This window comes from Aeromonas intestinalis, assembly GCF_054052485.1.
In genome coordinates, this window is record NZ_JBSTYK010000010.1 from 166,479 (window position 1) to 192,651 (window position 26,173).

Annotated in this window: 26 protein-coding genes and 3 tRNA genes; 22 read left to right on the forward strand and 7 right to left on the reverse strand. The window is 61.1% G+C overall.

Translation table 11 applies throughout. From position 1 onward, the window contains the following. The first annotated feature begins 15 nt into the window (after window positions 1-15). From ACW5W7_RS14465 to ACW5W7_RS14475, 3 genes are all read left to right on the forward strand, one after another. Window positions 16-1,416 carry a sensor histidine kinase gene (locus tag ACW5W7_RS14465; protein WP_456502162.1) on the forward strand — a complete coding sequence of 467 codons (1,401 nt, stop codon included), beginning with the start codon at window positions 16-18 and terminating at the stop codon, window positions 1,414-1,416. A 114-nt stretch (window positions 1,417-1,530) separates the two neighbouring features. Continuing rightward, window positions 1,531-2,040, forward strand: coding sequence for a hypothetical protein (locus ACW5W7_RS14470; RefSeq protein ID WP_349920136.1), 510 nt, complete (start codon window positions 1,531-1,533; stop codon window positions 2,038-2,040). 55 nt (window positions 2,041-2,095) lie between these two features. Further along, window positions 2,096-3,376: a sigma 54-interacting transcriptional regulator gene (locus ACW5W7_RS14475; protein ID WP_349920135.1), complete on the forward strand. Its 1,281-nt coding sequence runs from the start codon at window positions 2,096-2,098 to the stop codon at window positions 3,374-3,376. A gap of 78 nt (window positions 3,377-3,454) precedes the next feature. Here the strand turns inward: ACW5W7_RS14475 and ACW5W7_RS14480 are convergent, their stop codons facing one another. Next, a complete protein-coding gene (locus ACW5W7_RS14480) occupies window positions 3,455-3,934 on the reverse strand; it encodes a DUF1097 domain-containing protein (RefSeq protein ID WP_456502163.1) in 480 nt (159 codons plus the stop codon). A gap of 366 nt (window positions 3,935-4,300) precedes the next feature. Here ACW5W7_RS14480 and msrP point away from each other — a divergent pair, with 366 nt between their 5' ends. Beyond that, window positions 4,301-5,308, forward strand: a complete 1,008-nt coding sequence (gene msrP / locus ACW5W7_RS14485) for a protein-methionine-sulfoxide reductase catalytic subunit MsrP (protein ID WP_456502164.1) — start codon at window positions 4,301-4,303, stop codon at window positions 5,306-5,308. A gap of 76 nt (window positions 5,309-5,384) precedes the next feature. Beyond that, window positions 5,385-6,023, forward strand: a complete 639-nt coding sequence (gene msrQ / locus ACW5W7_RS14490) for a protein-methionine-sulfoxide reductase heme-binding subunit MsrQ (protein ID WP_349920129.1) — start codon at window positions 5,385-5,387, stop codon at window positions 6,021-6,023. Window positions 6,024-6,059: 36 nt separating this feature from the next. Here the strand turns inward: msrQ and ACW5W7_RS14495 are convergent, their stop codons facing one another. After that, window positions 6,060-6,311 carry a PepSY domain-containing protein gene (locus tag ACW5W7_RS14495; RefSeq protein WP_456502165.1) on the reverse strand — a complete coding sequence of 84 codons (252 nt, stop codon included), beginning with the start codon at window positions 6,309-6,311 and terminating at the stop codon, window positions 6,060-6,062. 63 nt (window positions 6,312-6,374) lie between these two features. Between ACW5W7_RS14495 and ACW5W7_RS14500 the strand changes: the two genes are divergently transcribed. The 4 genes from ACW5W7_RS14500 (at window position 6,375) to ACW5W7_RS14515 (ending at window position 9,446) form a co-directional block, all read left to right on the forward strand. After that, window positions 6,375-6,707 (forward strand): PepSY domain-containing protein, encoded by a 333-nt coding sequence (locus tag ACW5W7_RS14500; protein ID WP_434664613.1) that lies wholly within the window; start codon window positions 6,375-6,377, stop codon window positions 6,705-6,707. A 117-nt stretch (window positions 6,708-6,824) separates the two neighbouring features. Beyond that, window positions 6,825-7,481, forward strand: coding sequence for a response regulator transcription factor (locus ACW5W7_RS14505; protein WP_349920123.1), 657 nt, complete (start codon window positions 6,825-6,827; stop codon window positions 7,479-7,481). 52 nt (window positions 7,482-7,533) lie between these two features. Next, window positions 7,534-8,883 (forward strand): sensor histidine kinase, encoded by a 1,350-nt coding sequence (locus ACW5W7_RS14510; protein ID WP_349920121.1) that lies wholly within the window; start codon window positions 7,534-7,536, stop codon window positions 8,881-8,883. Window positions 8,884-8,984: 101 nt separating this feature from the next. Beyond that, window positions 8,985-9,446 (forward strand): hypothetical protein, encoded by a 462-nt coding sequence (locus ACW5W7_RS14515; RefSeq protein WP_456502166.1) that lies wholly within the window; start codon window positions 8,985-8,987, stop codon window positions 9,444-9,446. Window positions 9,447-9,603: 157 nt separating this feature from the next. Here ACW5W7_RS14515 and torA read toward each other — a convergent pair whose 3' ends face one another. Continuing rightward, entirely contained in the window at window positions 9,604-12,084 is a 2,481-nt protein-coding gene (torA, locus tag ACW5W7_RS14520; RefSeq protein ID WP_456502167.1) for a trimethylamine-N-oxide reductase TorA, read from the reverse strand. A 22-nt stretch (window positions 12,085-12,106) separates the two neighbouring features. Continuing rightward, window positions 12,107-13,237 (reverse strand): NapC/NirT family cytochrome c, encoded by a 1,131-nt coding sequence (locus ACW5W7_RS14525; RefSeq protein WP_349920115.1) that lies wholly within the window; start codon window positions 13,235-13,237, stop codon window positions 12,107-12,109. A gap of 334 nt (window positions 13,238-13,571) precedes the next feature. Between ACW5W7_RS14525 and ACW5W7_RS14530 the strand changes: the two genes are divergently transcribed. Continuing rightward, entirely contained in the window at window positions 13,572-15,566 is a 1,995-nt protein-coding gene (locus tag ACW5W7_RS14530; protein WP_456502168.1) for a DNA topoisomerase III, read from the forward strand. Between the two features lie 83 nt (window positions 15,567-15,649). On the opposite strand, the gene ACW5W7_RS14535 is transcribed toward ACW5W7_RS14530, so the two are convergent. Next, window positions 15,650-17,005: a TrkH family potassium uptake protein gene (locus ACW5W7_RS14535; protein WP_456502169.1), complete on the reverse strand. Its 1,356-nt coding sequence runs from the start codon at window positions 17,003-17,005 to the stop codon at window positions 15,650-15,652. Continuing rightward, window positions 17,002-17,655, reverse strand: coding sequence for a potassium channel family protein (locus ACW5W7_RS14540; protein WP_349920109.1), 654 nt, complete (start codon window positions 17,653-17,655; stop codon window positions 17,002-17,004). The genes ACW5W7_RS14535 and ACW5W7_RS14540 overlap by 4 nt, the downstream gene beginning before the upstream one ends. Before the next feature lie 125 nt (window positions 17,656-17,780). Here ACW5W7_RS14540 and murB point away from each other — a divergent pair, with 125 nt between their 5' ends. Both murB and birA read left to right on the forward strand, forming a co-directional pair. Next, a complete protein-coding gene (murB, locus tag ACW5W7_RS14545) occupies window positions 17,781-18,818 on the forward strand; it encodes a UDP-N-acetylmuramate dehydrogenase (protein ID WP_456502170.1) in 1,038 nt (345 codons plus the stop codon). Then, window positions 18,815-19,780, forward strand: a complete 966-nt coding sequence (gene birA / locus ACW5W7_RS14550; RefSeq protein ID WP_456502171.1) for a bifunctional biotin--[acetyl-CoA-carboxylase] ligase/biotin operon repressor BirA — start codon at window positions 18,815-18,817, stop codon at window positions 19,778-19,780. Before murB ends, birA begins: the two co-directional genes overlap by 4 nt. 67 nt (window positions 19,781-19,847) lie before the next feature. Here birA and coaA read toward each other — a convergent pair whose 3' ends face one another. After that, a complete protein-coding gene (gene coaA, locus ACW5W7_RS14555; protein WP_349920103.1) occupies window positions 19,848-20,786 on the reverse strand; it encodes a type I pantothenate kinase in 939 nt (312 codons plus the stop codon). 262 nt (window positions 20,787-21,048) lie between these two features. Here coaA and ACW5W7_RS14560 point away from each other — a divergent pair. From ACW5W7_RS14560 to rplL, 10 genes are all read left to right on the forward strand, one after another. Then, window positions 21,049-21,133 (forward strand) — tRNA-Tyr (locus ACW5W7_RS14560). Window positions 21,134-21,171: 38 nt separating this feature from the next. Next, window positions 21,172-21,246 (forward strand) — tRNA-Gly (locus tag ACW5W7_RS14565). A gap of 172 nt (window positions 21,247-21,418) precedes the next feature. Beyond that, complete coding sequence (gene tuf / locus ACW5W7_RS14570; protein ID WP_349920081.1) at window positions 21,419-22,603, forward strand: elongation factor Tu; 1,185 nt, start codon at window positions 21,419-21,421, stop codon at window positions 22,601-22,603. Between the two features lie 52 nt (window positions 22,604-22,655). Beyond that, window positions 22,656-22,732: transfer RNA gene (locus tag ACW5W7_RS14575), tRNA-Trp, on the forward strand. A gap of 60 nt (window positions 22,733-22,792) precedes the next feature. After that, window positions 22,793-23,164: a preprotein translocase subunit SecE gene (gene secE / locus ACW5W7_RS14580; protein ID WP_025328619.1), complete on the forward strand. Its 372-nt coding sequence runs from the start codon at window positions 22,793-22,795 to the stop codon at window positions 23,162-23,164. Window positions 23,165-23,173: 9 nt separating this feature from the next. After that, the gene (gene nusG / locus ACW5W7_RS14585) at window positions 23,174-23,725 is read left to right on the forward strand and encodes a transcription termination/antitermination protein NusG (protein ID WP_010675959.1); all 552 of its coding nucleotides are present in this window, start codon (window positions 23,174-23,176) and stop codon (window positions 23,723-23,725) included. Window positions 23,726-23,858: 133 nt separating this feature from the next. Next, on the forward strand, window positions 23,859-24,287 hold the full coding sequence (gene rplK / locus ACW5W7_RS14590; RefSeq protein WP_016352267.1) for a 50S ribosomal protein L11: 429 nt from the start codon (window positions 23,859-23,861) through the stop codon (window positions 24,285-24,287). 4 nt (window positions 24,288-24,291) lie between these two features. Further along, window positions 24,292-24,993, forward strand: coding sequence for a 50S ribosomal protein L1 (gene rplA / locus ACW5W7_RS14595; RefSeq protein WP_349920100.1), 702 nt, complete (start codon window positions 24,292-24,294; stop codon window positions 24,991-24,993). 258 nt (window positions 24,994-25,251) lie between these two features. Then, window positions 25,252-25,752, forward strand: a complete 501-nt coding sequence (rplJ, locus tag ACW5W7_RS14600; protein WP_016352265.1) for a 50S ribosomal protein L10 — start codon at window positions 25,252-25,254, stop codon at window positions 25,750-25,752. A gap of 51 nt (window positions 25,753-25,803) precedes the next feature. Beyond that, the gene (gene rplL, locus ACW5W7_RS14605) at window positions 25,804-26,166 is read left to right on the forward strand and encodes a 50S ribosomal protein L7/L12 (RefSeq protein ID WP_349920098.1); all 363 of its coding nucleotides are present in this window, start codon (window positions 25,804-25,806) and stop codon (window positions 26,164-26,166) included. Window positions 26,167-26,173: the final 7 nt, after the last annotated feature.

The following is a 26,173-nucleotide window of genomic DNA, read 5'->3' on the forward strand; positions in this document are numbered from 1 at the left end:
GCGAGACAGTTCGAGATGACCAAGGTTCGGCCCCGTTCTCTTCTTCAGGTGGTGTTGATGGGCTTCGTGCTGGTCTTGATGCCCCTGGGAGGCATGATCTGGCACGACAGCCAGGCGCTCTCCCACCTGAGCCAGCTGACCAGCGATGAGCTGGAGCGGGCGGTGCGCGATACTCGCCGTGCGACCCTGCTCGGCGCCCAGGCGGTCGATCTGGAGCGCACCCTGCGCCGTTACGCGATCCTGGGGGACGAACGCATCCTTGGCAGCTATCAACAGCAGCTGGCGAGCTATCGCGCCCTGCTTGCCACCCATCAAGAGTCCATTCCTGACGTAGCCATCTATACCGATCTCGACGCGGCCCTGAGCTGGCTGGACGGTTTGCAGGATCTGCGCAAGGCCAAGAGCGACGAGAACAACGGCAGGTTTGAAGAGTTCAACCGGCTCAACGATCAGCTGGAGGCGATCACCGGCGGCCAGGTCGATGAGCAGGTCATACGCATGCGCTCCGCCATCGCCGACCTGAAGACCGAGATCCTGTGGGCCAGCGGCTTCGTGGCCGTGCTCAGCCTGTTGCTGGTGTTGCTGTTCACCTACCTCATCATCCACCCGGTACGTCAGATTGAGTCGCGGATCCTGAGCCTGGGCGCCGGGGTGGAACCGGACAAGCGCCCGGTGGACGGCCCCGCCGAGCTGGTGCTGCTGGGGGAGCGGATCGGCTGGCTGCACGAGAAGCTCAAGGAGCTGGAGCAGCAGAAGTATCAGTTCCTGCGCCACGTCTCCCATGAACTCAAGACCCCGCTGGCCGTGTTGCGGGAAGGGGCGGATCTGCTGTCTGAACAGCTGGTGGGCCCCCTCAACCCGGATCAGCAGGAGATCTGCCAGATGCTGGAGGAGAACAGCCGCCGTCTGCAGACCCTGATCGAGCGGCTGCTGGACTTCAATCGACTCAGCCAGCAGGAGGCGTTCAGCTTGACTGCGGTACCTTTGGGTCCCTTGTTGTCAGAATTGTCTGCAGAGTACCGGCTGGCGCTGGAATCCAAGCAAATCAGTGTACACTTGCCGTCCGAACCCCTCAGCCTGCAAGCTGAGCCCTATCGCCTGCGGCTCATCCTGGACAACCTGTTCTCCAACGCCGTCAGCTACGGCGCCAAGGGGGGGCAGATCTGGATCCGGGCCGGCGTGGAGGCGGGCGGTAGCTGGCTGGAAGTGGCCAATGAAGGCCCCGCCATTCCCCCTGCCGAGCGTGAACGGATCTTCGAACCGTTCGAACAGGGCAGCACGGTACGCCAGGGCTTGTTGAAGGGTTCAGGCATGGGCCTCTCCATCGCCCGCGAGTCGGCGATGAGTCTGGGGGGCGAGTTGAAACTGGTCGAGGATGAGCAGGCGGATGTCTGTTTTCGCCTGACGCTGAAGTGAACCCCGAGCCGGCGCCATTCAGAATATCCGGTGCCTGGGTGATTGAAGATGAGATTGATTGACGTCAGACAGGCCGTTGCCTGTCTCCTGCTTGGATCTGAAGTGAAGTCCAAAATGAAACGATTCGTTGTGCCCATATTGATGATGAGCCTGCTCTCGGGCTGCTCCCTGTTGCCGTCGGGCAGTCTCACGACCCCGTCTGATGAAGCCATCGCCAAGCGCATGGAATTTGCCAATAAAGAGATGCAGGTTCGCCTGCAGTACTCGGACTGGCTGCTGGCCAGCCATCCCCAGCAGCGGGTGCAGGAGCGCCAGCGCCTCAAGGGGGCCAGTGACCTCGAGAGTCGGGTCAGCCTGGCCATGGTCAACACCCATCCCTCCGAATCGGTGGCGAGCCGCCGGGCCGGGCTGGATCAGCTCAAGACCCTGTTGCCCGAACTCGGGCTGGATGCCCAGGCCTTTCTGCGCAGCTGGATCGCCCTCGGCGAGGAGCTGCTGGCCCGTGACAGCCGCCGGGATGACCAGAATCAGGAGGTGCAGCGTCTGCGCCGCCAGATTGAACAGCTCACCACCATCGATGAGCAGCTGAATCAGCGTAAGCTCAATGGTGGTACCCAACCATGACAATTGCGTCTGGCAAGGCCATGAAGGGGGCAATCCTGGTGAAAGGGGGGAGGGCATGAGCCGCATTCTGCTGGTGGATGACGATGCCAGCCTGCTCAAACTGATGAGCATGCGCCTGCGCAGCCAGGGCTATGAGGTGGATACCGCCGACAGCGCCGAAGGGGCGCTGGACAGGTTGCGCCAGCAGCGGGCCGATCTGGTTCTGAGCGACCTGCGCATGGGGGGCATGGACGGGTTGGCGCTGTTCGAGCGGATCCAGTCCCAGTGGCTCGGCATGCCGGTCATCATCATGACGGCCCACGGCACCATTCCCGATGCCATCCAGGCGACCCGCTCCGGGGTGTTCAGCTTCCTCACCAAGCCCATCGACAAGGATGAGCTGCTGGTGACCATCGAACATGCCCTCAGCCTCACTCGCCCCAAGCAGCAGCAGGAGTGGCAGTCCCTCATCCAGACCCGCAATCCACAGATGGAACAGTTGCTGATCCAGGCGAGCAGCATCGCCACCATGGAGGTGCCGGTGCTGATCCTGGGGCCGTCGGGATCCGGCAAGGGGGTCATGACCCAGGCGCTGCATCAGGCCAGCACTCGGCACGACAAGCCGCTGCACACCATCAACTGCGCCGCTCTGCCCTGGGCCGCGCTGGATCTGCAACTGTTCGGGGAGGACGGCCAGTCCGGCCTGTTTGCCCAGGCAAAGGGCGCGACCCTGTTCCTCGACGAGATAGGCAACCTGTCGGAGTCTCTGCAGGCCAAGCTGCTGCAGGTGCTGGCAGAATATGGTCAGGGCACCCCGGAGGTGAGGGTCATCAGCTCCAGCCACCAGGATCTGGTCACGGCCATGGAGGAGGGGCGTTTTCGGGAGGATCTCTTCTACCGTCTCAACGTCGCCAACATTACCTTGCCGCCCCTGAGTGCCCGCAGCGAGGATATTCCCCTGCTGGCGCGCCAGGCGCTGGATGATTATCGCAGTCGCCACGACAATTGTGCCGCCCTCGGCTTCTCGCCGGAGGCGCTGGCCCTGCTGGCGGCAGCGGCCTGGCCCGGCAACGTGCGCCAGCTCTGCGGGGTGGTGGATCAGCTCGCCAGCCTCTGCTGCAGTCCGGTGATAGGGGCGGCCATGGTGGAGTCGGCCCTGAGCGGTGGGGTCGGTGGCATCCCCTCCTTCAACGAGGCCCGCGCCGAGTTTGAGAAGGAGTATCTGATCCGCCTGCTGCGTACCACGGAAGGCAACGTGACCCTGGCGGCCAACATGGCGGGCCGTAACCGTACCGATTTCTACAAGTTGTTGAATCGCCACAGCATCGAGGCGGCGAACTTCAAGTTGAAGGGGTGATCGGCAGCCTAGCCCCAGAGGAAAACGAAACGGCCTGACCACATTGTGGTCAGGCCGTTTGCTATGGTGCGCTGTTTGTCAGGAGCGGGCGGGATCGACTGTGTTTGCCTGTGCCTGGGTCTTGCGGGACAGCCAGAGCCCGCTCGCCTTCATCAGGTAGCCGAAGAGGGCGCCAATCACCAGGGATGGCAGGATCAGCTGCCACTCCCCGGCCGCCCCGAAGGTGGCGCAGCAACCGGCAAAGGTGCCGGGGATGTAAGCGAGCCACTGCTGTTTGGCCTGCACGCACATCAGGGTGGCGACCACCCCTGTCATCAGATAGCCCGCCATGCCGGCGCCCCACCAGCTCTCGCCGTGGATCAGCAACAGGGCCCACAGCATGCCGGTGGCATTGCACAGCAGGGTCTGCAGCAGTGCCTTGTAGCCACCGCTGGAGGCGAAATAGCTGGTGCAGCCGAGGAAGCCGACCCAGGAGATGAGACCGAGGGCGGCGGCCAGTCCACCCCAGACGGCGGAGAGAATACCGGTCGTGATGGCGATGGCGATCAGTGGGCTCATGTCATGATTCTCAGTGATGGATCCGGAAAAGCAGGCAGCCTACCCCTCGAATGCAGGGCGGCAAGCAGGGGCGGGATTGTGTGTGATCTTGGTCACTCTTTTCAACTCGGGAATACGCTTGCGCTCGCGAAAAAAATTCATGGTGGCTTTTTGAACGCTGCACCATAGTTAGAGGCCCTGTCCTGCTCCTGGAGTGAGTCTGATGGCGCCAAACGTGATCGTTCCTCTGCTGGTCTTCGTCCTGCTGTTTCTGGTTGGAACCATGGCCAAGGCCTTGCCGCTCTACCAGATGATGTAAGCCGTGAAATAAAATCTCGCCGGGGCCGGTCTTAGTACATGTCGCCTCACAGCCCCGGGAGTTTCCTCATGTTGATCAAGCGTTCTACCCCCCATCAGCCGACCGAACGGGATGTCACCCCGGAATCCGTCTATCAGGATCGTCGTCTCATCCTCAAGGGGTTGGGACTGGGGGCCGCCGCGACCCTGGCCTTCCCGGCCCAGGCCAGCCTGCTGGATCTCTTCTCCTCCGAGAAGGCGGTGCCGGCCCCCGCAACCAAGGCGCTCAACCACCAGGCGGCCACCCGACCGGAAGGGGTGATCCTCACTCCGCTGGACAAGGCGATTACCCACAACAACTTCTATGAACTCGGCACCGACAAGGGGGATCCGGCCCGCAACGCCCATTACCTCAAGCCGGAGCCCTGGACCCTGAAGGTGGAGGGGGAGGTGGCCAAGCCGTTCACCCTGGATGTGTGGGATCTCATCAACAAGCAGACCCTGGAGGAGCGGATCTATCGGCTGCGCTGCGTGGAGGCCTGGTCCATGGTGCTGCCCTGGAGCGGTATCTCGCTGGCGGAGATCATCCGCCGCGCCGAACCCACCAGTCGGGCCAAGTTCGTGGCGTTTGAGACCCTCTACGATCCTGAGCAACTGCCGGGGCAGGCGTCCCGCGGCCTGGGGGGCGGCATCGATTACCCCTACGTGGAGGGACTGCGCATGGACGAGGCGATGCACCCGCTCTCCTTCCTGGCGATGGGGCTCTACGGCAAGACGCTGCCCGCCCAGAACGGGGCGCCCATCCGGCTGGTGGTGCCCTGGAAGTATGGCTTCAAGAGCATCAAGAGCATCGTCTCCATCCGGCTGGTAGAGGAGATGCCTCCTACCACCTGGAATCTGCTGGCGCCGAACGAATATGGCTTCTACGCCAATGTCAATCCACAGGTGGATCACCCGCGCTGGAGTCAGGCCAGCGAACGCTTCATCGGCGAGGGGGGCATCTTCGGTGCCAAGCGCCAGCCGACCCTGATGTTCAATGGCTATGGCGATGAAGTGGCCTCCCTTTATCAGGGGATGGATCTGCGCAAATGGTATTGAGAATAGGGACGCTAACCCGGGCTGAGGGTCGGCAGGGCGGCGGCAGGAGTGACTCTTGCGAAGCGGGGTTGAAGCCATGGCATTGAGATTGACGGCGCGTCATATCACCGGATTGCGGGCCCTGGTGCATCTGGGGTCGCTGGGTTTCCTGCTGTGGCTCGGTTATGCCGTGCCGGCGGGGCTGCTGGGGGGAGACCCGGTGCAGGGGTTGACTCATTACCTCGGCAAGGGAGCCTTGCACCTGCTGCTGCTGACCCTGCTGGTATCGCCGCTGGCCAAACGCTGGCGTCAGGGGCAGCTCATCAAGTTGCGCCGCCCGCTCGGGCTCTGGTGCGCCGCCTGGGCGGGATTGCACTTCATGGTGTGGCTCGGGCTGGATCTGCAATTCGACTGGGGGTTGATCGGCGGCGAGCTGGTGAAGCGCAGCTACATCGTCGTGGGGGCATTGGCCCTACTGATCCTGCTCGTCCTGAGCATCACTTCAATCCCGGCCTTGTTGCGGACCATGGGGCCGAGCTGGCAGCGGCTGCACAACTGGATCTACGCCCTGGCCCTGCTGGTGCCCATTCATTATTGGTGGTCGGTCAAGAGCGGCTGGCAGGAGCCGCTAGTCTATCTGCTGATGGCCTGCGCCCTGCTGGTGCCGAGGCGGGAAAAACTGCTGCGGCCCTGGCGCCAGCGCCAGCAGCGACGGACCGGCCTGAAAGAGGCCTGAGCCAGGACGATGTTTCATCCAGACGAAAAAAGAGGCCTATTCGGCCTCTTTTTGCTGGGTGATCTCGCCGGTGTAGGCATCGACGCTCAGCCGCACCTTCTGCTCTCTGGCATCCAGGGTGCGCACCTCAAATCTGTCCTCTTCCAGCTCAATTTCACGAATGTCGTGATACCCTTGAGCCAGCAGCAGCTTGACCAGGGCCGGCATGTCCAGGCGGGTCAATGTTGCCCAGCCAGATGAAGAAAAAAGACAAAGGATCAGCAGGATACTGCGTGGGATCATATTCATTCCGGATTCATGGCTGGCACACTATAAACGCCATTATGTTAGGTTTTAAGAGATGAATCACCCATGAATAGAGCCCTGCCCCTGCTGGCCCTGTTGCTGCCGGCCCTGGTCCAGGCGGCCATGCCGAACGAGGCGTTGCTGCAGCAAGCGGTCAGCGAGGGGAAGATCCGGCCTTTTCATGAGTTGATGGAGGTGGCTTCCCGCCTGCCGGTACGGGTGCTGCGCGTCGATCTGGGGGAGGAAGACGGTGTCTGGCTCTATGAACTCAAGCTCATCGACGACGAAAACAGCGTGATCAAGGTGGGCTATCGGGCCGATAATCTGGAGATGGTATGGCTCAATGGGCACCATCTTGAGCGCCTGTTCGAGCCCCGCCCCTCACCGGAAGAAGAGTGAGTCTGCTGACTCCTCCGGCTTGCCCGTACCGGACACAGTTCCGCACCTTGTCCCGAACCGCGCAGGCGGGGACATCAACCCCCTTGCCGTTGGCAATCACACCTTGGACGAAGATTCATGCGCATTCTGATAGTTGAAGATGAAAAGATCCTGGCGGGCCAGCTGGCTGAACAGCTGCGCCTGACCGGTTTCGTGACAGACCTCTGTCACGATGGCAACGAGGCGGGCTTCCTCGGCGAGACCGAACCCTATGACGCCATCATCCTAGATCTCGGTTTGCCGGGCCGCGATGGCCTGAGCGTGCTGAAAGAGTGGCGCAGCAAGGGGATCGATACCCCTGTGCTGGTGCTGACCGCCCGCGGTCAGTTGCACGAGAAGATTGAAGGGCTCAACGCCGGAGCCGACGACTACCTCACCAAGCCGTTCCAGGTGGCCGAGCTGGTGGCCCGGGTCCATGCCCTGGTGCGCCGCGCCGCAGGCAATGCCAGCTCCATTCTGGAGATAGGCGGAGTGCGCCTGGACATGGCCGCCTCCCAGGTCTGGTATGAAGGCACCCCCATCAAGCTGACCGCCCACGAATTCCGGGTGCTGGGTTATCTGATGCAGCACAGAGGCAAGGTGGTCTCCCGCAGCGAGCTCATCGACCACATCTATGCCCAGGATTTCGATCGGGACTCCAACACCGTCGAGGTGTTCATCGGCCGGATCCGCAAGAAGACCCACGCCGATCTGATCGAGACGGTGCGCGGACTCGGGTACAGGATCAACGAATGATCCCCCTGACCGGCGGCGCCGGCATTGGCGCCGATTACCGCGGGGTGGCGTCATGAGGCTGGTGCGCACCCTGCGCGGCCGGTTGCTGGCCATCGCCCTGGTCTGGTGCGGGCTCTTCCTGTTCGCCACCGGTTTCAGCCTGCAGACCATGATGCGCAACTACTGGCAGGAGGCGGAAGCCGATGGCCTCAGGTTGCAGCTCTACGATCTGCTCTCCCGTCTCGAGATCCAGCACAATGGCTTGCCGGTCGTCACCGAGCCCATGGCGGATCCCCGCTACCGTCAGCCCTATTCCGGTTACTACTGGCAACTGGAGCTGGGGGGCGAGGTGATAGGCCGCTCCCGCTCCCTCTGGGATACCCACCTCAGCGCCCATGGCCTGAAGTCCGCCTTCGGCGACCCGGATCTCTTCGTCGGCAAGGGCCCGAACCGGGAGCCGTTGCTGATCATGACCCGCACCGTGTTGCTGCCGGGTTCGGATCGGGTGTTCACCCTGGTGATGGCGAAAGACAGCACTGTGCTGACCCAGACCCTCAAGAAGACCCGCATCAGCCTCTTCCTCGGCCTGGGGTTTGCCGCCACCGGTCTGGTGCTGGGCTTCATGTTCCAGATCGTCTACGGCCTGCGCCCGCTGCACCTGCTGCGCCGGGAGCTGAGCCGGGTTCATCAGGGCCATCAGGAGGGATTCCGGCTGCGCTATCCGCTGGAGATCCAGCCCCTGGTGGAGGACATCAACCGGCTGCTGCACCACTACGGCGAGCTGTTGCAGCGGGCCCGCGCCCACACCGGCAACCTGGCACACGCCCTCAAGACCCCGCTCAGCATCATGCGCAATCAGGTGGCCCAGCTGCCGCCAGAGGATCAGGCCGCCATCGGCGAGCAGCTCGACAAGATCCAGCGCCACATCGACTACCACCTCGGCAAGGCACGGGTGACCGGTGCCGCCAAGATCCTGGGGGTGTCGACCCCGGTGCGGGCCCGGGTGGAGTACATCTGCCGCGCCTTCTCCCGTCTCTACCCGGGCAAGGAGGTGGACCTGCAGGTACCCGCCAACCTGGCGGTCGGGGTAGAGGAGCAGGACTTTGACGAGATGGTGGGCAACCTCCTGGAGAATGCCTTCAAGTGGTCCGCCGGCCGTCTGCGGGTCTCCAGCGCCGAGTTGGGGGGCTGGATCACCCTGCGCATCGAGGATGACGGCCCCGGCATGAGCGAGGATCAGATTGCCAAGGCGGTGCTGCGCGGGGTGCGCCTCGACGAGAAGGTGCCGGGCTCCGGGCTTGGCCTCAACATCGTCTCCGATCTGGCGGAAGCCTATCGCGGCAGCCTCATCATGGGGCGGGCCGAGCTTGGTGGCCTGGCTGCCTCCCTCTCCCTGCCCAAGGTGGCCCGGATCGAGAGCTAGGCCATCGACGTTGCCATGAGGCGCCGACCCGTCCGGGCTGGCAAGGGACGGACGTCCGGCTTAAGATAAGGTCCTTATTTCAAGGGGTAGGAAGAGTAGCAATGACTGATGATCCGTGGGCACTGTGTCATCTCGACGATTCGTTCGATGCCTCCGTGCTGGGCACCAAGGGAGCCCAGATCCAGTGGTTCGAAGACCGGGATGCCCTGATCGCCTTCCTGCTGGAAGATTTCGTCGACCTGCTGGCGGACGTGGGAGAGCTGGATGAGGATCAGACCGAGAGCGCCCGGGAGCGTTTCACCTTGCTGGTGGAGCAGAGCCTGGACGATCGCAGCCTGATGGATGCCATCAACGACCTCGCCTCCGGTCTGCGCCGCATCGCCTGGCTGGGGCCCTTGTCAGAACTGGCGGAGATCAGCGACGATTTCGCCAGCGGGCTGCGGGCCTTCTTCTGGAGCCAGTACGACGGTGACGAGGATGACCCCGAGGCCTGGGTGCCGGAGGATCTCTGGCCACAGCTGGTGGAGTGTGCAGAGGAGTATATGGTCGAGGGGGACTTCTAGGAGACGTCACATCGTATATGCCGCATCAGGCAGCTGGATATGCTGCTGAATGTGGATTTTCTGCCCGCCTCCGTTCCGTGAACTGCTCCCCGGTTTTTCCCACCAAACAAAAAAACGGCGCCTCGAAGGCGCCGTTTTTCATGGTCAGGATCCGGGATCAGGCGTTGGCCGGCACCTCGTGGGCCGTGTTGGTCAGCGCGGGCCCGCTGTATTTCTCGATCTCCAGCTGGGCCATGTGGCCGCAGTTGCCCTGCGCCAGGCTGGAGGAGCCCTCGTCGAAGGTCAGGCAGTTGACGTTGCCGTTCTTGCAGATGCTGCCCACCTCGCCCGGCTTGGCCGGATCGAACCAGGCGCCCTCGCAGACACGCACCACCCCGGGGCGGATGTCTTTCGACACCAGGGCGCCTACCAAGATCTGGCCACGCTCGTTGAAGGCGCGCACCAGATCCCCGTCCGCGATGCCCCGTGACTTGGCATCATCCGGGTGGATCAGAATGGCCTCCCGGTCGGCGATGGCGAACTTGTCCCGCAGCGGGGTGTTGTCCAGCTGGGAGTGCAGCCGCTGGGTGGGGTGGGAGGTGTTCAGCGACAGGGGATAACGGCTGGCCTGCTCGCTCCGGTACCACTCCTTGGGCTCATACCATCTGGGATGGCCGGCGCAGTCGGCGTAGTTCATGCCCGCGACCGTGCTGGAGAAGATCTCGATCTTGCCGGACGGAGTGCCAAGGGGATTGAGCAGCGGGTTCTCGCGAAAATCGGCGTGGCGGATCCACTGGCGATTCGCCTCCGGGATGGGGAAGCGGATGTAGTTGTTGGACTCCCAGAACAGGTTGAAGGGGGGCAGCGCCACTTTGGCACCGCGGGCCTGGGCGGCCATGCCGTCATACATCTGCTTGAGCCAGAGGGTCTCGTCCTTGCCCTCGGTATAGGCCTCCTGCAGGCCGAGCTTGGCGGCAACGGCGCTGAAGATGTCGAAGTCGTTGCGTGCCTCGTGCTGGGACGGCACGCACTGGTGCATGGGGAAGACGTAGCGCTGGGAGTAGTCACCCCCCATCTCCAGGTCGTTGCGCTCATAGCTGGTGGTCACCGGCAGGACGATGTCCGCGTGTTTGGCGGTGGCGGTCCAGTAGGGCTCGTGGACGATGACGGTCTGCGGCTTGCGCCAGGCCTCCAGCAGGTTGTTGGTGTCCTGATGGTGGTGGAAGGGGTTGCCCCCCGCCACGTAGACCAGCTTCACGTCCGGGTAGGTCACCTTGCGGCCGTTGAAGTCGATGGTCTTGCCGGGGTTGGCGAGGCAGTCGGCGATACGGGCCACCGGAATGGGGACCGGGCTGTTTTGCGGCGCAGTCCCCGCCGAGATGCCGGCGAGAATGCCGCCCTTGGCGGTGGGGCTGCCGCCGGAGGAGTAGTGATAGCTGAAGCCGTAGCCGCCCCCCGGCAGGCCGATCTGCCCCAGCATGGCGGCCAGGGTGATCAGCATCCAGTTAGGCTGTTCGCCGTGATGCTGTCGCTGCATGCCCCAGCCCGCCATGATCATGGTGCGCTTGGCCGCCATGTCGAGGGCCAGCTGGCGAATGACTTTGGCCTCGACACCGCAGATGGCGGCGGCCCACTCGGCGCTCTTGGGCTGGCCATCGTCCTTGCCGATCAGGTAGGTGAGGAACTTGTCGAAACCGGCGGTGTAGCGATCGAGGAAGGCTTGATCGTGCTTCTGTTCGCTATAGAGGGTGTGGGCCACCCCCAGCATCATGGCCACGTCGGTGTAAGCCTTGGGAGCAATCCACTCGGCCCCCGCCAGCTTGGCGGTCTCGTTGTAGACGGGGTCGATGCTGATGACCCGGGTGCCCTTCTCCTTGAGCGCCTTGAAACCGGCCTGCCCCTCGTGATCCGGCATGTTCCAGCTGTTCTTCAGGGTCACCTGGGCGTTGACCCCCCAGAGCACCACCAGTTCGGCATTTTCCACCACATTGGGCCAGGCCGTCTGCTGCTCGTACACCTCGATGGAGCCCATCACGTGGGACATGATCACCTGGGCCGCGCCGGTGGAGTAGTCACCGGCATAACCGGTGAAGCCGCCCGCCAGGTTCATCAGCCGATGCAGCAGGGTGCGGCAGTTGTGGAACATGCCGACGCTCTTCCAGCCGTAGGAGCCGGCGTGGATGGCCTGGGGGCCGAAGCCGCTCTGGACCCGCTTGATCTCGCCGGCCACCAGTTCGATGGCCTTGTCCCAGCTCACCTTGACCCACTCATCCGCACCGCGCAGCTCGGGTCTCGCACCCGGGCCGTGTTCCAGCCAGCTCTTGCGTACCATGGGGGACTTGATGCGGTTCTTGGCATGAACCTGGAAGGGCGCCATGTCGATGAGCTCGTTCGGGGCCGGATCGTCGGCCACCGGTTGCACCCGGATCATGCGGCCATCGGCGACTATGGCCTCGAAGGCCCCCCAGTGGGCGCCGGTGAGGATGCCCTTCTGGGCCGGCACCAGGGTGGGGAACTGCTCCAGGGCCGTGCTGATGGCCTGGGCCAGTGCGCTCTTCGGGAAGATGCCGGCCAGCAGCGGCAGGGCGGCGCAGGCGCCCAATCCCTTGAGCAGGTTGCGGCGGGACAGATTGGTGTCTTGGTCATTGAAAAAAGTCATGGGAGATTCCTCTGTTCCAGCCTCAGTGGGCCGCACTCATGTCACTGGCGTGTTTTTGCACGTACTGGGTCAGCATGCGTGACTGCTCCGGGGTGAGGGAGGTACGCGATTCCATGCCCTTGATGACCCCGATCCACTGGTTGGCATTGAAGTGATCCAGCGCGGTCAGGCCGTGACAGCCGGTGCAGTTGTTGGACATCAGGGTGGAGGCGTATTGCCACAGCTTGCCCTGATCGCCGATGAGCTGGCTCTGATCGACCCAGGCGGTCAGCTTGACCTGATGCCAGGTGAGGTTGGTGGCGCCGTCGGTCTCGCTCTTGCCGGTGACCAGCGCCTGCTTGGCGGCGTCACCGACCAGCACGCTCAGGATCCGCTTGCCGGGAGCGGCGTAGAACACCTCGCTGACCCCGTCCTGTTGCCAGCCTTCGATCTGCACCTGGGCACGGCCGTTGTCGTTGGCCAGGATCTCGACCTGGGTAGATGGCATCAGGGTGCCTTCGTCGGTGCTGGCCTTGGCGTCGAGGAACAGCGGGGTGGTGGCGATGGCGTAGCGAGTGGTGACGCTGGCCGGAGTCTGGGCGGCGGCGGCAGCCAGCTCGCTGGCACCGGCGGCAGCCAGTTCACTCATGTCCGGCATGATGTGAGCGACACCTCGGTGGCAGTCGATGCAGGTCTGGCCTTCCTTGATGGCAACCGGGTGTTCGGCCCGAGCGTTGGGGCGCTGGGCCAGGATGTCCATGGCCTCATAGCTGTGGCAGCTGCGGCAGGTGGCGGAGTCGTTGGCCTTGAGCTGATCCCAGACGGTCTGGGCCATGTGCAGCTTGCGGGCCTCATATTTCTCCGGGGTGTCCAGGGTGCCGAGGGCCTCGTGGTAGATGTCTTTCACCGCGCGGATCTTGGTCCACAGGTAGGAGGCGGGCTCGTTGGGGATGTGGCAGTCGGCGCACTCGGCGCGGATCCCCTTCACGTTCTGGAAGTGGACGCTGCCCTGGTATTCGGCGAGCGGTGTCTGCATGGAGTGGCAGGAGACGCAAAACTCGGTGGAGCTGGTCTTGTGCAGTACGGTGACGGTAACCCCCAGGGCCGCGACCCCCAGCAGGGCTCCCAGCAACAGGAGCCAGAACCAGCTCTTTCTCAACATTTTTCCCAACATGGCGTCATTCCCAACAATCAAATAATACCAATATAGTAGTAGTCATCGATGGCAGGGGCGTTGACCCCGGTCATATTTACATTTTTGAAAACAGTGATTTTTTTGTGGAATAATCCATCAGTTAGCTAACATCCCCAGCGACATTGACGGCGGGCTGATGTCAGAGGTTGTCTCCGGATCGGCCTTGGGGTTGAAAAGTAAGACCCGAACGAAATCGTATTTGAACAAGACAAGGAGCAGGCGTCATCCCATGACGGACGATGGCGGCAGGCTTGGGATTTGCCGGAGGTGGCATGTATACTGTTCGCATATACAGTGTTCAGGTCAGCTTGCCATGCGACTCTTCATCGCCGAAAAACCCAGTCTGGGCCGCGCCATTGCCGATGCCCTGCCCAAGCCCCACAAGAAGGGGGAGGGCTTCATCGAGACCGCAGAGGGGGATGTGGTGACCTGGTGCATCGGTCACCTGCTGGAGCAGGCTGAGCCTGACGCCTATGACGCCGCCTACAAGCAGTGGCGGATGGAGTCCTTGCCCATAGTGCCGAGCCAGTGGCAACTGGTGGCCAAGCCGAAGACCAAGCCCCAGCTCAGTGCCATCAAGGGGCTCATCAAGCAGGCCGACTGCGTGGTCAATGCCGGTGACCCGGACCGGGAGGGGCAACTGCTGGTGGACGAGGTGATCGATTTTCTCGGCTATCCCAAGAGCAAACCGGTACAGCGCTGTCTCATCAGCGATCTCAACCCGCCTGCGGTGCGCCGCGCCCTCGACAAACTCAGGGACAACAAGGAGTTCGTGCCGCTCGCGGTGTCGGCCCTGGCCCGCAGCCGTGCCGACTGGCTCTATGGCATCAACATGACCCGGGCCTACACCTTGCTCGGTCGCAAGGGCGGTTGCAGCGAGCTGCTGTCGGTGGGCCGGGTACAGACGCCGCTGCTGGGGCTGGTGGTGCGGCGGGATCTGGAAATAGACGCCTTCGTGCCAAAACCCTTCTTCGAGGTGCTGGCCCATGTGGTGACTCAGGGCAACGAGCGGTTCAGCGCCAAGTGGCTGCCGTCCGAGGCCTGCGCCCCCTGGCAGGACGAGGAGGGGCGGGTGCTGAACCGGGCGCTCGCCGCCAAAGTGGTGGAACGCATTCAGGGTCAGGACGCCCTGGTGGAGGAGGTGGAAGAGCAGGCTCGCAAGCAGTCGGCGCCGTTGCCCTACAACCTCTCCAGCCTGCAGATCGATGCCGCCAAGCGCTTCGGCATGGATGCCAAGCGGGTGCTGGACATCTGCCAGGGGCTCTATGAGCGCCACAAGCTCATCACCTATCCCAGATCCGACAGCCGCCACCTGCCGAGCGATCACTTCAACCGGGCGCCTCAGGTGCGTGACGCCATCGCCGCCACGGCGCCGGCCCTGGCCAAGGCGGTGAGCGAGGCGGACGGCAAGATCCGCAGCAAGGCCTGGAACGACAGCAAGGTCGACGCCCACCACGCCATCATCCCCACCGAGAAGCGGGGCAACGAGGGGAGTCTGAGCGGGGATGAAGCCAAACTCTATGGTCTGATCGCCCGCCAATACCTGCTGCAGTTCTATCCACCGTTCGAGTACAACGACAGCAAGGTGCTGCTGCGCATCGCCGGCGGCCTGTTCCAGGCCAAGGCCAGACGCATCCTGAAAGCGGGCTGGAAGGCGTTGCTCGGGGTGGAGGAGGATGACGATGAGGAGAAGGCCGGCACCCTGCCTGCCCTGCGTCAGGGGGAGCGATTGCTGTGTGAGCGTGGCGAGTTGCTGGAGAAGATGACCCAGGCCCCCAAGGCGTTCACCGATGCCACCCTGCTGGCGGCCATGACGGGCATCGCCCGCTATGTGCAGGATCCCGAGATCCGCAAGACCCTGCGGGAGACCGACGGGTTGGGGACGGAGGCGACCCGGGCCGGCATCATAGATCTGCTGTTCAAACGCCGTTTTCTGGTCCGTCAGGGCAAGAGCATCAAGGCCACCCCCACCGGGCGGGCGCTGATCCTGGCGTTGCCCGCCACCGCCACCACGCCGGACATGACGGCGCTCTGGGAACAACACCTCGGCCGGATCGCCGAGCGCCACGCCAGCTACCAGCAGTTCATGGGGCCCCTCACCGAGCAGCTGCACGCCCTCATCGAGGGGGCACGGCAGGACTCCGGCGCCAGTTTCAGTGCCCTGCCCAAGGCGGCCGAGGGCGCAGGCAAGCGTCGCTTCACCCGCCGCAGTGGCAGCAGTGGCAAGAGTGGGGGCAAGAGCGTCACGAGCACCGCCAGTCCTCGCAAGAGCACGGGCAAGCGCATCACTCGCACCAAGGCGGCCTGAGGCTTTCCGAGGCCGTTGCTTGAAGATAAAAAGAGGGGCTTTCGCCCCTCTTTTGTATCGAAATAATGCTACAAGGCAGTGAATTAACCTGTGTAAACCCCCTCTTCCGGGTAGCGAATGCGGGTCTCGCTCGGTCTGGCCAGCATGAGTGCCAGGGTCAGTGGCCCCAGACGACCGCAGATCATCACCAACACCAGGATGAGCTTGCCCGGCTCGCTCAGCCCAGGGGTGATGCCGGTGGTGAGCCCCACGGTGGCGAAGGCCGAGATGGTCTCGAACATGATCTTGTCCAGGGAGACGGACTCCGTCAGGGTCAGCAGGAACATGGAGAGCATCAGCACCATGACGCTGACGATGATGATGGCGAGCGACCGGGTCACTATCTGGGGAGAGAGGGTACGGCCGAAGGCGGTCACATGGGGTCGCTTGGTGAGAAAGGCCCGGGTGGCCAGCAGCACCACGGCGAAGGTGGTCACCTTGATCCCCCCCCCGGTGGAGGTCGCACCGGCCCCGATGAACATCAGCATCATCATGAACAGCAGGGAGGCGGGCACCATCTGACCGATGTCGACGGTGTTGAAGCCTGCGGTACGTGCCGTGGCGGACTGGAAGAAGGCCGCCAACCATTGGCCGCCGAAGCTGGTTTGCCCCAGGGTGTGGGGGTTGTCGTGCTCCAGCAGCCAGAACATCAGGGTACCCAGCAGCAGCAAGGCCGGGGTCATCAGTATCATCAGCTTGCTGTGCAGTTTCAGCTTGCGCCAGCGGCGGTTGCGCACCAGATCGACGATGACGGTGAAGCCGATACCACCGAGGATCAGCAGGGCGGGGATGGTCAGACTGATGATGGGATCGTCCCTGTAATCCATCAGATTGTTGGCAAACAGGGAGAAACCGGCGTTGTTGAAGGCCGACACCGCATGGAAGAAACTGACGTAGAGGCCGTGGGACCAGCCCATCTCGGGCACCCAGCGGATGGCCATGATGCAGGTGCCGATGAGCTGGGAGACGAGCGCAAACAAGACGATGCGCTTGACCAGCTGGACGATGTTGACCGAGCCCTCCTGGCCGAGCGCCTCCTTGGCCAGTACCTGCTGGCGCAGGCCGATCCGCTTGCTGAACATGGCGATCAGCAGCAGGGTCATGGTCATCTGACCGAGCCCGCCAATCTCCATCAGGATGAGCAGAATGATCTGCCCCTGCAGGGTGAAGGCGGTGCCGGTATCCACCACCCCGAGGCCGGTCACGCTGATGGCCGAGGTCGCGGTGAACAGGGCATTGATGAAGGTGACCTCGCCCTTGTGGCTGGAAGGCTGTACCAGAAACAGGGTGCCGACCAGCAGAATGATGAGGAAACTGCCCAGGATCAGCTTGGCTTCACTCCAGCGGGATTCGGTATCCCGCTGCATGGTGAAGGCGTAGTTGCTGCGCCAGTTGATCATAGGGTGTCGAGCCAGTGGTCGATGGCGTGCTTGTTGCCGGCCAGGATCAGGATATCGCCGAGTTGCAGCTCCATCTTGCCGGTCAGCACGTTGTGCAGCACCTCGCCACGCTTGATGGCAAGCAGCTGGAAGTCACTCTGCTGCAGCAGATGCAGATCACCCAGGCTGCGACCGTTTTGTTGCAGACCGATCACGAATTCGGTGAGCACCATGTCGTGGCCCAGCTCCAGATAGTCGAACAACCGGTTGTCCAGCATGCTCTGGGCGACCCGGCGCCCCATGTCCCATTCCGGATTGATCACCTTGTCGGCCCCGACCTTTTGCAGGATCTTGGCGTGGAACTTGTCACGGGCCTTGACCCACACCTTCTTCACGCCTGCTTCCTTCAATACCAGCGTGGTGAGAATGCTGGTCTCCAGGCTGTCACCGATGGCGACGAAGACGATGTCGAAGTTGGCGAGGCCCAGCTCGGCGACCGTGGCCTCGTCGGTGGCATCGGCCACGATGACATGGTTGCACAGGGTCGCTATCTGGCGGGTCTTGACCTCGTCGATATCGATGGCCAGCACCTCGGCATCCTGCCGCTGCAGCTCTTCGCACAGGGCACTGCCAAACAGGCCGAGCCCGATGACGGCAAATTGGTTGTTCATTCACACTTCCTCAAGGGACTGAAGGAGTTACTCTACTCCAGCGGCTTGAGTCCGAAAAGTACCCGGGTTTTTCGTCCCGGGGGATCTGGGGTAAACTGCCCCCTCGCTCTTGTCGGGACACGCAGATGAAACTCACCCCCCACGCCCCCTTGTTGACCCTCAATACCCTGGGCCTCGAGGCCCACTGTCTCTGGCTGGCCGAGGTGGCCGAGCTGGACGATCTCCGGCAACTGCGAGACAACGCCGAGCTGGCGGCACTGCCGCGCCTGGTGCTGGGTGGTGGCAGCAACATCCTGTTCTGCAACGATTTCGCCGGCCTGGTGGTGCACAACCGTCTGCTGGGGATCGAGATGCAGGATGAGGGGGATCACTGGCTGCTGCACGTTGCCGCCGGCGAGAACTGGCATGAGCTGGTGTGTCATGCCCTGCAGCAGGGTTGGCACGGACTGGAGAACCTGGCGCTGATCCCCGGTACGGTGGGGGCGGCCCCGGTGCAAAACATCGGTGCCTACGGGGTCGAGCTGGCCCGATTCTGCACCTATGTGGAAGCCTTCAACTGGCAGAGCGGCGAGCTGGAGCGCATCCCGGCCGCCGACTGTCAGTTCGGCTATCGCGACAGCATCTTCAAGCACGCCTGTCAGGATACGCATTTCATTACCGCCGTCGGCCTGAGCCTGCCCAAGGCCTGGCAGCCGGTACAGGGCTATGGCCCGCTGGCGGCCCTCGGCGAGCTGCCGAGCCCTCAGGCCATCTTCGACACCGTCTGCGCCACCCGCATGGCCAAGCTGCCGGATCCTGTCCGGCTCGGCAATGCCGGCAGCTTCTTCAAGAATCCCGTGGTGCCGCACGCACTGGCAGAAGGGTTGAAGTCACGCTACCCGCAGATGCCGCTCTACCCGGCAGGGGAGGGGCAGGCCAAGCTGGCTGCGGGCTGGCTCATCGATCAATGCGGCCTCAAGGGGTTTGCCATCGGCCGCGCCGCCGTCCACCAGGAGCAGGCGTTGGTGCTGGTGAATCTGGGAGGGGCCAGTGCCATGGAACTCATCGCCCTGGCCGCCCATGTGCGAGACAGCGTGGAACAGCAATTCGGGGTCGTGCTGGAGCATGAGGTACGTTTCATGGGATTGACTGGCGAGACCTGGCTTGATGAGGTGCTGGCATGACCCTGACCCCCATCAGACAGACCCTGATCACCCTGCTGAGCGATGGCCAGTTCCATTCCGGTGAGCAGCTTGGCGAACAGCTCGGCATCAGCCGGGCGGCCGTCAGCAAGCACATGGCGGCCCTCAAGGAGCTGGGGCTGGATCTGTTCAGCCTGACTGGCAAGGGCTACCGGTTGGCGGTGCCCATGGCACTCTATGACGAGGCCAAGTTGCGGGTCCTGGCCCCCATGGCACCGGTGCACTGCTTCTCGGTGATTGGCTCCACCAACCAGCATCTGCTGGAGCGGGTGAACGGGCTGCAATCCGGCGAGAGCTGTCTGGCGGAGTGCCAGACCGCGGGGCGTGGGCGCCGTGGCAAACCCTGGATCACCCCCTTCGGTTGCCAGCTGATCCTGAGCATGTACTGGCGCCTCGAGCAGGGCATGGCGGCCGCCATGGGGCTGAGCCTGGCGGTGGGCGTGGCCGTGGTCCAGGCGTTGGAGTCCCTCGGTTATCCTGGAGTGGAGCTGAAGTGGCCCAATGATCTCTATTATCAGGGGCGCAAGCTCGCCGGCATCCTGGTGGAGATGAGTGGCAGTGCCGGGGCCAGCTGTCATCTGGTGATCGGCATCGGCCTCAATCTTGCGATGCCGGAGCGTCAGGGTGAGAAGATCGATCAGGCCTGGTCCGAACTGCGCCACGTCAAGCCCGAACTGGTGGATCGCAATGAGCTGGCTGCCTGCGTGATCCAGCACCTGCAGCAGGCCATGGTGACCTTCGAGCAGAGCGGTCTGGCAAGTTTCGTGGATGACTGGAATCGGCTCGACTACTTCGCCGGCCAGCCGGTGAAACTGCTGATGGGGGAGCAGGTGATCCGTGGCATCGCCCGCGGTATCGACGATCGCGGTGCCCTGCGGCTGGAGACGGAGGAGGGGATCAAGTTCTACCTGGGGGGGGAGATCTCCCTGCGTCGAGGAGACTGAGGTCGACTGACACCATCACAAAGGGGGCCATCAGCCCCCTTTGTTGCTTTGGTCTTCGCCTGCACCATCATTTGCGCAACTTGATCTGCTCGATGGCGTGCTCGTTGCCCTTGGTCAGGATCAGATTGGCCCGCTCCCGGGTCGGCAGGATATTCTCTTGCAGATTCAGATAGTTGATATCCTGCCAGATGTTGTTGGCGATCTCGGTGGCCTCGCTCTCCGCCAGCTTGGCGTAGTGGTGGAAGTAGGAGTCGGGATCCGAGAAGGCGCCGCTGCGAAACTTGAGAAAGCGCTCCACATACCAGGTTCGCAGCAGTTCGGTGTCCGCATCCACATAGATGGAGAAGTCGACAAAATCTGACACGAAGACGCGATGGGGCTCCTGCGGGTAATCCATGCCGCTCTGCAGCACATTGAGCCCCTCCAGGATCAGGATGTCCGGCTGTTCCACCACCTTCTTCTCATCGGGCAGGATGTCATAGATGAGGTGGGAGTAGACGGGGGCCTCGACCCGCTCATGACCTGCCCGGATATTGGCGACGAACTCCACCAGATGGCGGATGTCGTAGGATTCCGGGAATCCCTTGCGGCGCATCAGGCCGCGGGCTTCCAGTTCCTTGTTGGGGTAGAGAAAGCCATCGGTAGTCACCAGCTCCACCCGAGGATGTTCCGGCCAGCGTTCCAGCAGCGCCTGCATGATGCGGGCCGTGGTGCTCTTGCCTCCCGCCACGCTGCCGGCGATGCTGATGATATAGGTGCCCTTGCCGCGAGACTGGCCGAGGAACTGCTCCAGCACCCGGCTGCGGCGCTGCTTGGCCTTGACGTAGAGATTGAGCAGACGGGAGAGGGGCAGGTAGATCTCTTCCACCTCCCGCAATGACACCTTCTCGTTGATCCCGCGCAGGGTGTGCAGATCCGTCTCCGTCAGGGTGAGGGGGACTGCATCACGCAATAACGCCCATTGTTCGCGGGTGAATTGCAAATAGGGGTTATGCTCTGTGGTCATGGTGTCATCACTGTTTCTTGGGCAGGGCGACCATACACCAAGGGATCGGGAGCGACAAGGGATGTGGCGGGTTCGAGCACAGAGGGTACGGTTTTTTGTACTCTTCCCAGCAATAATGCACATTTTGCAAGGCGCAATGGTTGCATCCCCAAAATCCTTACCATAAAATGCGCGACGCTTAGATGTCTGTCGTCTATTTGCTCGGCAAATGCGATAAAAACAACGGGTGCAAGCAGAATTACCGTTGTGACGTCGACGTGACGGAGGGGTTCCCGAGCGGCCAAAGGGATCAGACTGTAAATCTGACGGCTCTGCCTTCGAAGGTTCGAATCCTTCTCCCTCCACCATATTTCTCTGCGGTTTGAGTTCTTTGGGTTAGAGAAATGCGGGCATCGTATAATGGCTATTACCTCAGCCTTCCAAGCTGATGATGCGGGTTCGATTCCCGCTGCCCGCTCCAAGATGCTGATATGGCTCAGGTAACTCTGATAGCCACACCCTAGGGTGAGTTCGGCAATCGAACCAGCCTGTCAGCACCAGCCTCTCTACTCCCCCAGATTCAAATCCATCATATAAACTGTTCTGTGGTTAGCTTGCCACCGCGTACTCAGCGTTAGTTTAGAGGGACGATCATGTCTAAAGAAAAATTTGAGCGTAATAAACCGCACGTTAACGTGGGTACCATCGGCCACGTTGACCACGGTAAAACCACCCTGACCGCCGCCATCACCAACGTGCTGGCCAAGCACTTCGGTGGTAAAGCTTTCGCCTTCGACCAGATCGACAAGGCACCGGAAGAGCGTGAGCGTGGTATCACCATCAACACCTCCCACGTAGAATACGACACCGCTACCCGTCACTACGCTCACGTAGATTGCCCGGGTCACGCCGACTACGTTAAGAACATGATCACCGGTGCTGCCCAGATGGACGGCGCAATCCTGGTAGTCGCTGCGACTGACGGCCCGATGCCGCAAACTCGTGAGCACATCCTGCTGGGTCGCCAGGTTGGTATCCCGTACATGATCGTGTTCATGAACAAGTGCGACATGGTTGACGACGAAGAGCTGCTCGAGCTGGTCGAAATGGAAGTCCGTGAACTGCTGACCGAGTACGACTTCCCGGGTGATGACCTGCCGGTAGTCCGTGGTTCCGCACTGAAAGCGCTGGAAGGCGAAGCTCAGTGGGAAGAGAAGATCATCGAACTGGCTCACCACCTGGATACCTACATCCCGGAGCCGGAGCGCGCGATTGATCAGCCGTTCCTGATGCCTATCGAAGACGTCTTCTCCATCGCTGGCCGTGGTACCGTAGTAACCGGTCGTGTAGAGCGCGGTATCGTGAAGGTTGGTGAAGAAGTGGAAATCGTGGGTATCAAAGATACCACCAAGACCACTTGTACCGGTGTTGAAATGTTCCGCAAACTGCTGGACGAAGGCCGTGCTGGTGAGAACGTTGGCGCCCTGCTGCGTGGCGTGAAGCGTGAAGACGTAGAGCGTGGTCAGGTACTGGCCAAGCCGGGCTCCATCAAGCCGCACACCAAGTTTGAATCTGAAGTGTACGTGCTGTCCAAAGAAGAAGGTGGTCGTCATACCCCGTTCTTCAAGGGCTACCGTCCGCAGTTCTACTTCCGTACAACCGACGTGACCGGTACCATCGAACTGCCGGAAGGCGTAGAAATGGTAATGCCGGGCGACAACATCAAAATGGTTGTTACCCTGATTGCGCCGATCGCGATGGACGACGGCCTGCGTTTCGCCATCCGTGAAGGTGGCCGTACCGTAGGTGCTGGTGTTGTAGCCAAAGTTATCGCGTAATCTTGGCTTACATAAATAAAGCAAAGCCCCTATAATAGGGGCTTTCTTATGCAGGGGCGTAGTTCGAATTGGTAGAACAGCGGTCTCCAAAACCGATGGTTGCGGGTTCGAGTCCTGCCGCCCCTGCCATATACCTCGTCTCGTACGGGGCTTTTGTGTCTTTGGTTACGTCAGATACAGGTGGGTTGTATGAGTGTTAGTTCTGAGGGTCAGGGCGGAAGCAAGGATACCCTGCTTTGGGGCCTGGTTTTCATCATTCTGGCGGCCGCAGTAGTAGGTAATTACCTGCTGACCGACGTTGTCGCCGCCGTCCGCGCCCTGGGTGTGGTCGTTGTCATCGCTGCTGCAGGTGCAGTAGCCCTGCAAACCACCAAGGGGAAGGCAACACTGGCTTTTGCTCGTGAGTCTCGCCTGGAAGTCCGCAAGGTCGTATGGCCGACCCGCCAGGAAGCCATTCAGACAACCCTGATTGTGCTGGCGGTGACCGCCGTGATGGGGCTCTTGCTGTTCGTTCTGGACGGTGCCTTGGTCTGGTTGGTCAACCTGATTACCGGTGTGTAAGGATAAGCCATGACTGAACAACGTGAACAGCGTATGAGATGGTATGTCGTGCAGGCATTTTCCGGCTATGAAGGCCGGGTTGCCAAGTCCCTGCGTGAACATATCAAGATGCATGGCATGGAAGAGCTGTTTGGCGAAGTGCTGGTCCCGACCGAAGAAGTGGTCGAGATGCGTGCTGGCCAGAAGCGCAAGAGTGAGCGCAAATTTTTCCCGGGCTATGTCCTGGTCCAGATGGTGATGGATGAAACCACTTGGCACCTGGTACGCAACGTACCTCGTGTGATGGGCTTCATCGGTGGCACCTCCGATCGTCCTGCTCCTATCTCTGATAAAGAAGCGGATGCCATCCTCAACCGTCTGCAAGATGCCCATGACAAGCCGCGTCCGAAAACCCTGTTTGAACCGGGTGAAATGGTGCGGGTTGCCGATGGTCCGTTTGCCGACTTCAACGGTACCGTTGAAGAGGTGGACTACGAGAAGAGCCGCGTGAAGGTCTCTGTTCTGATCTTCGGTCGCTCAACACCGGTCGAACTGGATTTTGGTCAAGTCGAGAAAGGCTGATTAAACTCTGTTCGTTAACGGTTGTCAGGGGCAGCGATTATCTCTATAATTCGCTGCCCCTTTATTTGTTGGGGAGCCGTTTGCAGGAGCATGTCTCCGAGGCGTTAGAACCCATTTTTGAGGTATTTTTGTAATGGCTAAGAAAGTCACAGCTTATATCAAGCTGCAAGTTAAGGCTGGCAGTGCTAACCCCAGCCCTCCCGTTGGTCCTGCTCTGGGTCAGCACGGTGTTAACATCATGGAATTCTGTAAGGCGTTCAACGCTCGTACAGAGAAGCTGGAAAAAGGTTCTCCGACTCCGGTCGTGATCACCGTTTACAGCGACCGTTCCTTCACCTTCGAAACCAAGACTCCGCCCGCTTCCTTCCTGCTGAAGAAAGCCGCCGGCATCCAGTCTGGTTCTGCCAAGCCGAACAAAGACAAGGTTGGTAAGGTGACCGTTGCCCAGCTGCAAGAAATCGCCAAGACCAAAGAGCCGGATATGACTGGTGCCGATCTGGATGCAAAAGTACGTTGCATCGCCGGTTCCGCTCGTTCCATGGGCCTGGTGGTGGAGGACTAAGACAATGGCAAAACTTTCCAAGCGTATGCGCGTTATTCGCGAAAAAGTTGACGGTACCAAAGAGTACTCCATCAACGAAGCCATTGCCCTGCTGAAAGAACTGGCTACCGCCAAGTTCGTTGAAAGCGTTGACGTCGCCGTTAACCTGGGTATCGATGCTCGTAAATCTGACCAGAACGTACGTGGTGCTACTGTACTGCCGCACGGTACCGGTCGTGACATCCGTGTCGCTGTGTTCACCCAGGGTGCCAACGCCGAAGCCGCCAAGGCTGCCGGTGCTGAACTGGTTGGTATGGACGACCTGGCTGAGCAAGTCAAGAAAGGCGAGATGAACTTCGACGTCGTGATCGCATCCCCGGATGCTATGCGTGTTGTTGGTCAACTGGGCCAGATCCTGGGCCCGCGCGGCCTGATGCCTAACCCGAAAGTGGGTACCGTAACCCCGAACGTTGCTGAAGCCGTCAAGAACGCCAAAGCCGGTCAGGTTCGTTACCGCAATGACAAGAATGGTATCATCCATACCACTCTGGGTAAGGTTTCTTTCAACGAAGTTCAGCTGAAAGAAAACTTGGAAGCGCTGCTGGTTGCCTTGAAAAAGGCCAAGCCTTCCTCCGCCAAAGGCGTCTTCATCAAGAAAGTCAGCATCTCCACCACCATGGGTGCCGGTGTTGCCGTAGACCAAGCTTCTCTGGAAGCTCAGGCCTAATTGATGCGTTTTACAAGGCGCAAAATTTAATCTATAATTTTGCGCTTTGATTGGTTGGGGGTTTCGACCTCCGTCCAAGACCGCAGGTGGCCTAATCGCCTTAATCCTTCCTGCGTAGACGGTGCCGGAAACCCAGCGAGAAAGATTTCTTTCTCTTCTGGAATCCTGCTACCGCATCGTTCCCCTCTGTTGTAAAGGTAGGGGGGATGTGTCAGTACTGGGTCAACTAGACCCGGATTCAATCCAGGAGTTAAGCCAATGGCATTGGGACTCGAAGACAAAAAGGCAATTGTTGCTGAAGTCAACGAAGCTGCCAAAGGCGCTCTTTCTGCAGTTGTAGCCGATTCTCGCGGTGTGACTGTAGAGAAGATGACCAGCCTGCGTAAATCTGCTCGCGAAGCCGGTGTGTACATGCGCGTTGTGCGTAACACCCTGCTGCGTCGCGCAGTTGAAGGTACCGAATTCGGTTGCCTGAACGACGTATTGTCTGGTCCTACCTTGATTGCTTTCTCTAACGAACACCCGGGCGCTGCCGCTCGTCTGTTCAAAGAGTTTGCCAAAGCGAACCAAAAGTTCGAAATCAAGGCTGGCGCTTTTAACGGTGAATTCATCGCCGCAGCACAAATTGATCGTCTGGCCACGCTGCCGACCTACGACGAAGCAATTGCGAAGTTGATGGCTACCATGAAGGAAGCCTCTGCTGGCAAGCTGGTTCGTACCATCGCTGCTGTGCGTGATCAGAAGCAAGCTGCTGCTTGATTCTCGCCTATTTAGGCTGTTTGAGTTTATTCAACATCAGGAATTTTTGTCATGTCTATCACTAAAGACCAAATCATCGAAGCCGTTGCTTCCATGTCCGTAATGGAAGTTGTTGAGCTGATCGAAGCTATGGAAGAGAAGTTCGGTGTTTCTGCCGCTGTTGCTGTTGCTGCCGGTCCGGCCGCTGAAGCAGTAGAAGAGAAGACCGAGTTCGATGTAGTTCTGACTGCTGCTGGCGCCAACAAAGTTGCCGTCATCAAGGCCGTACGCGGCGCCACCGGTCTGGGCCTGAAAGAAGCCAAGGACCTGGTAGAAGCTGCTCCGACCAATCTGAAAGAAGCCGTCTCCAAAGACGAAGCCGAAGCTCTGAAGAAAGAGCTGGAAGCTGCCGGTGCTTCTGTTGAGATCAAATAATCTGCAT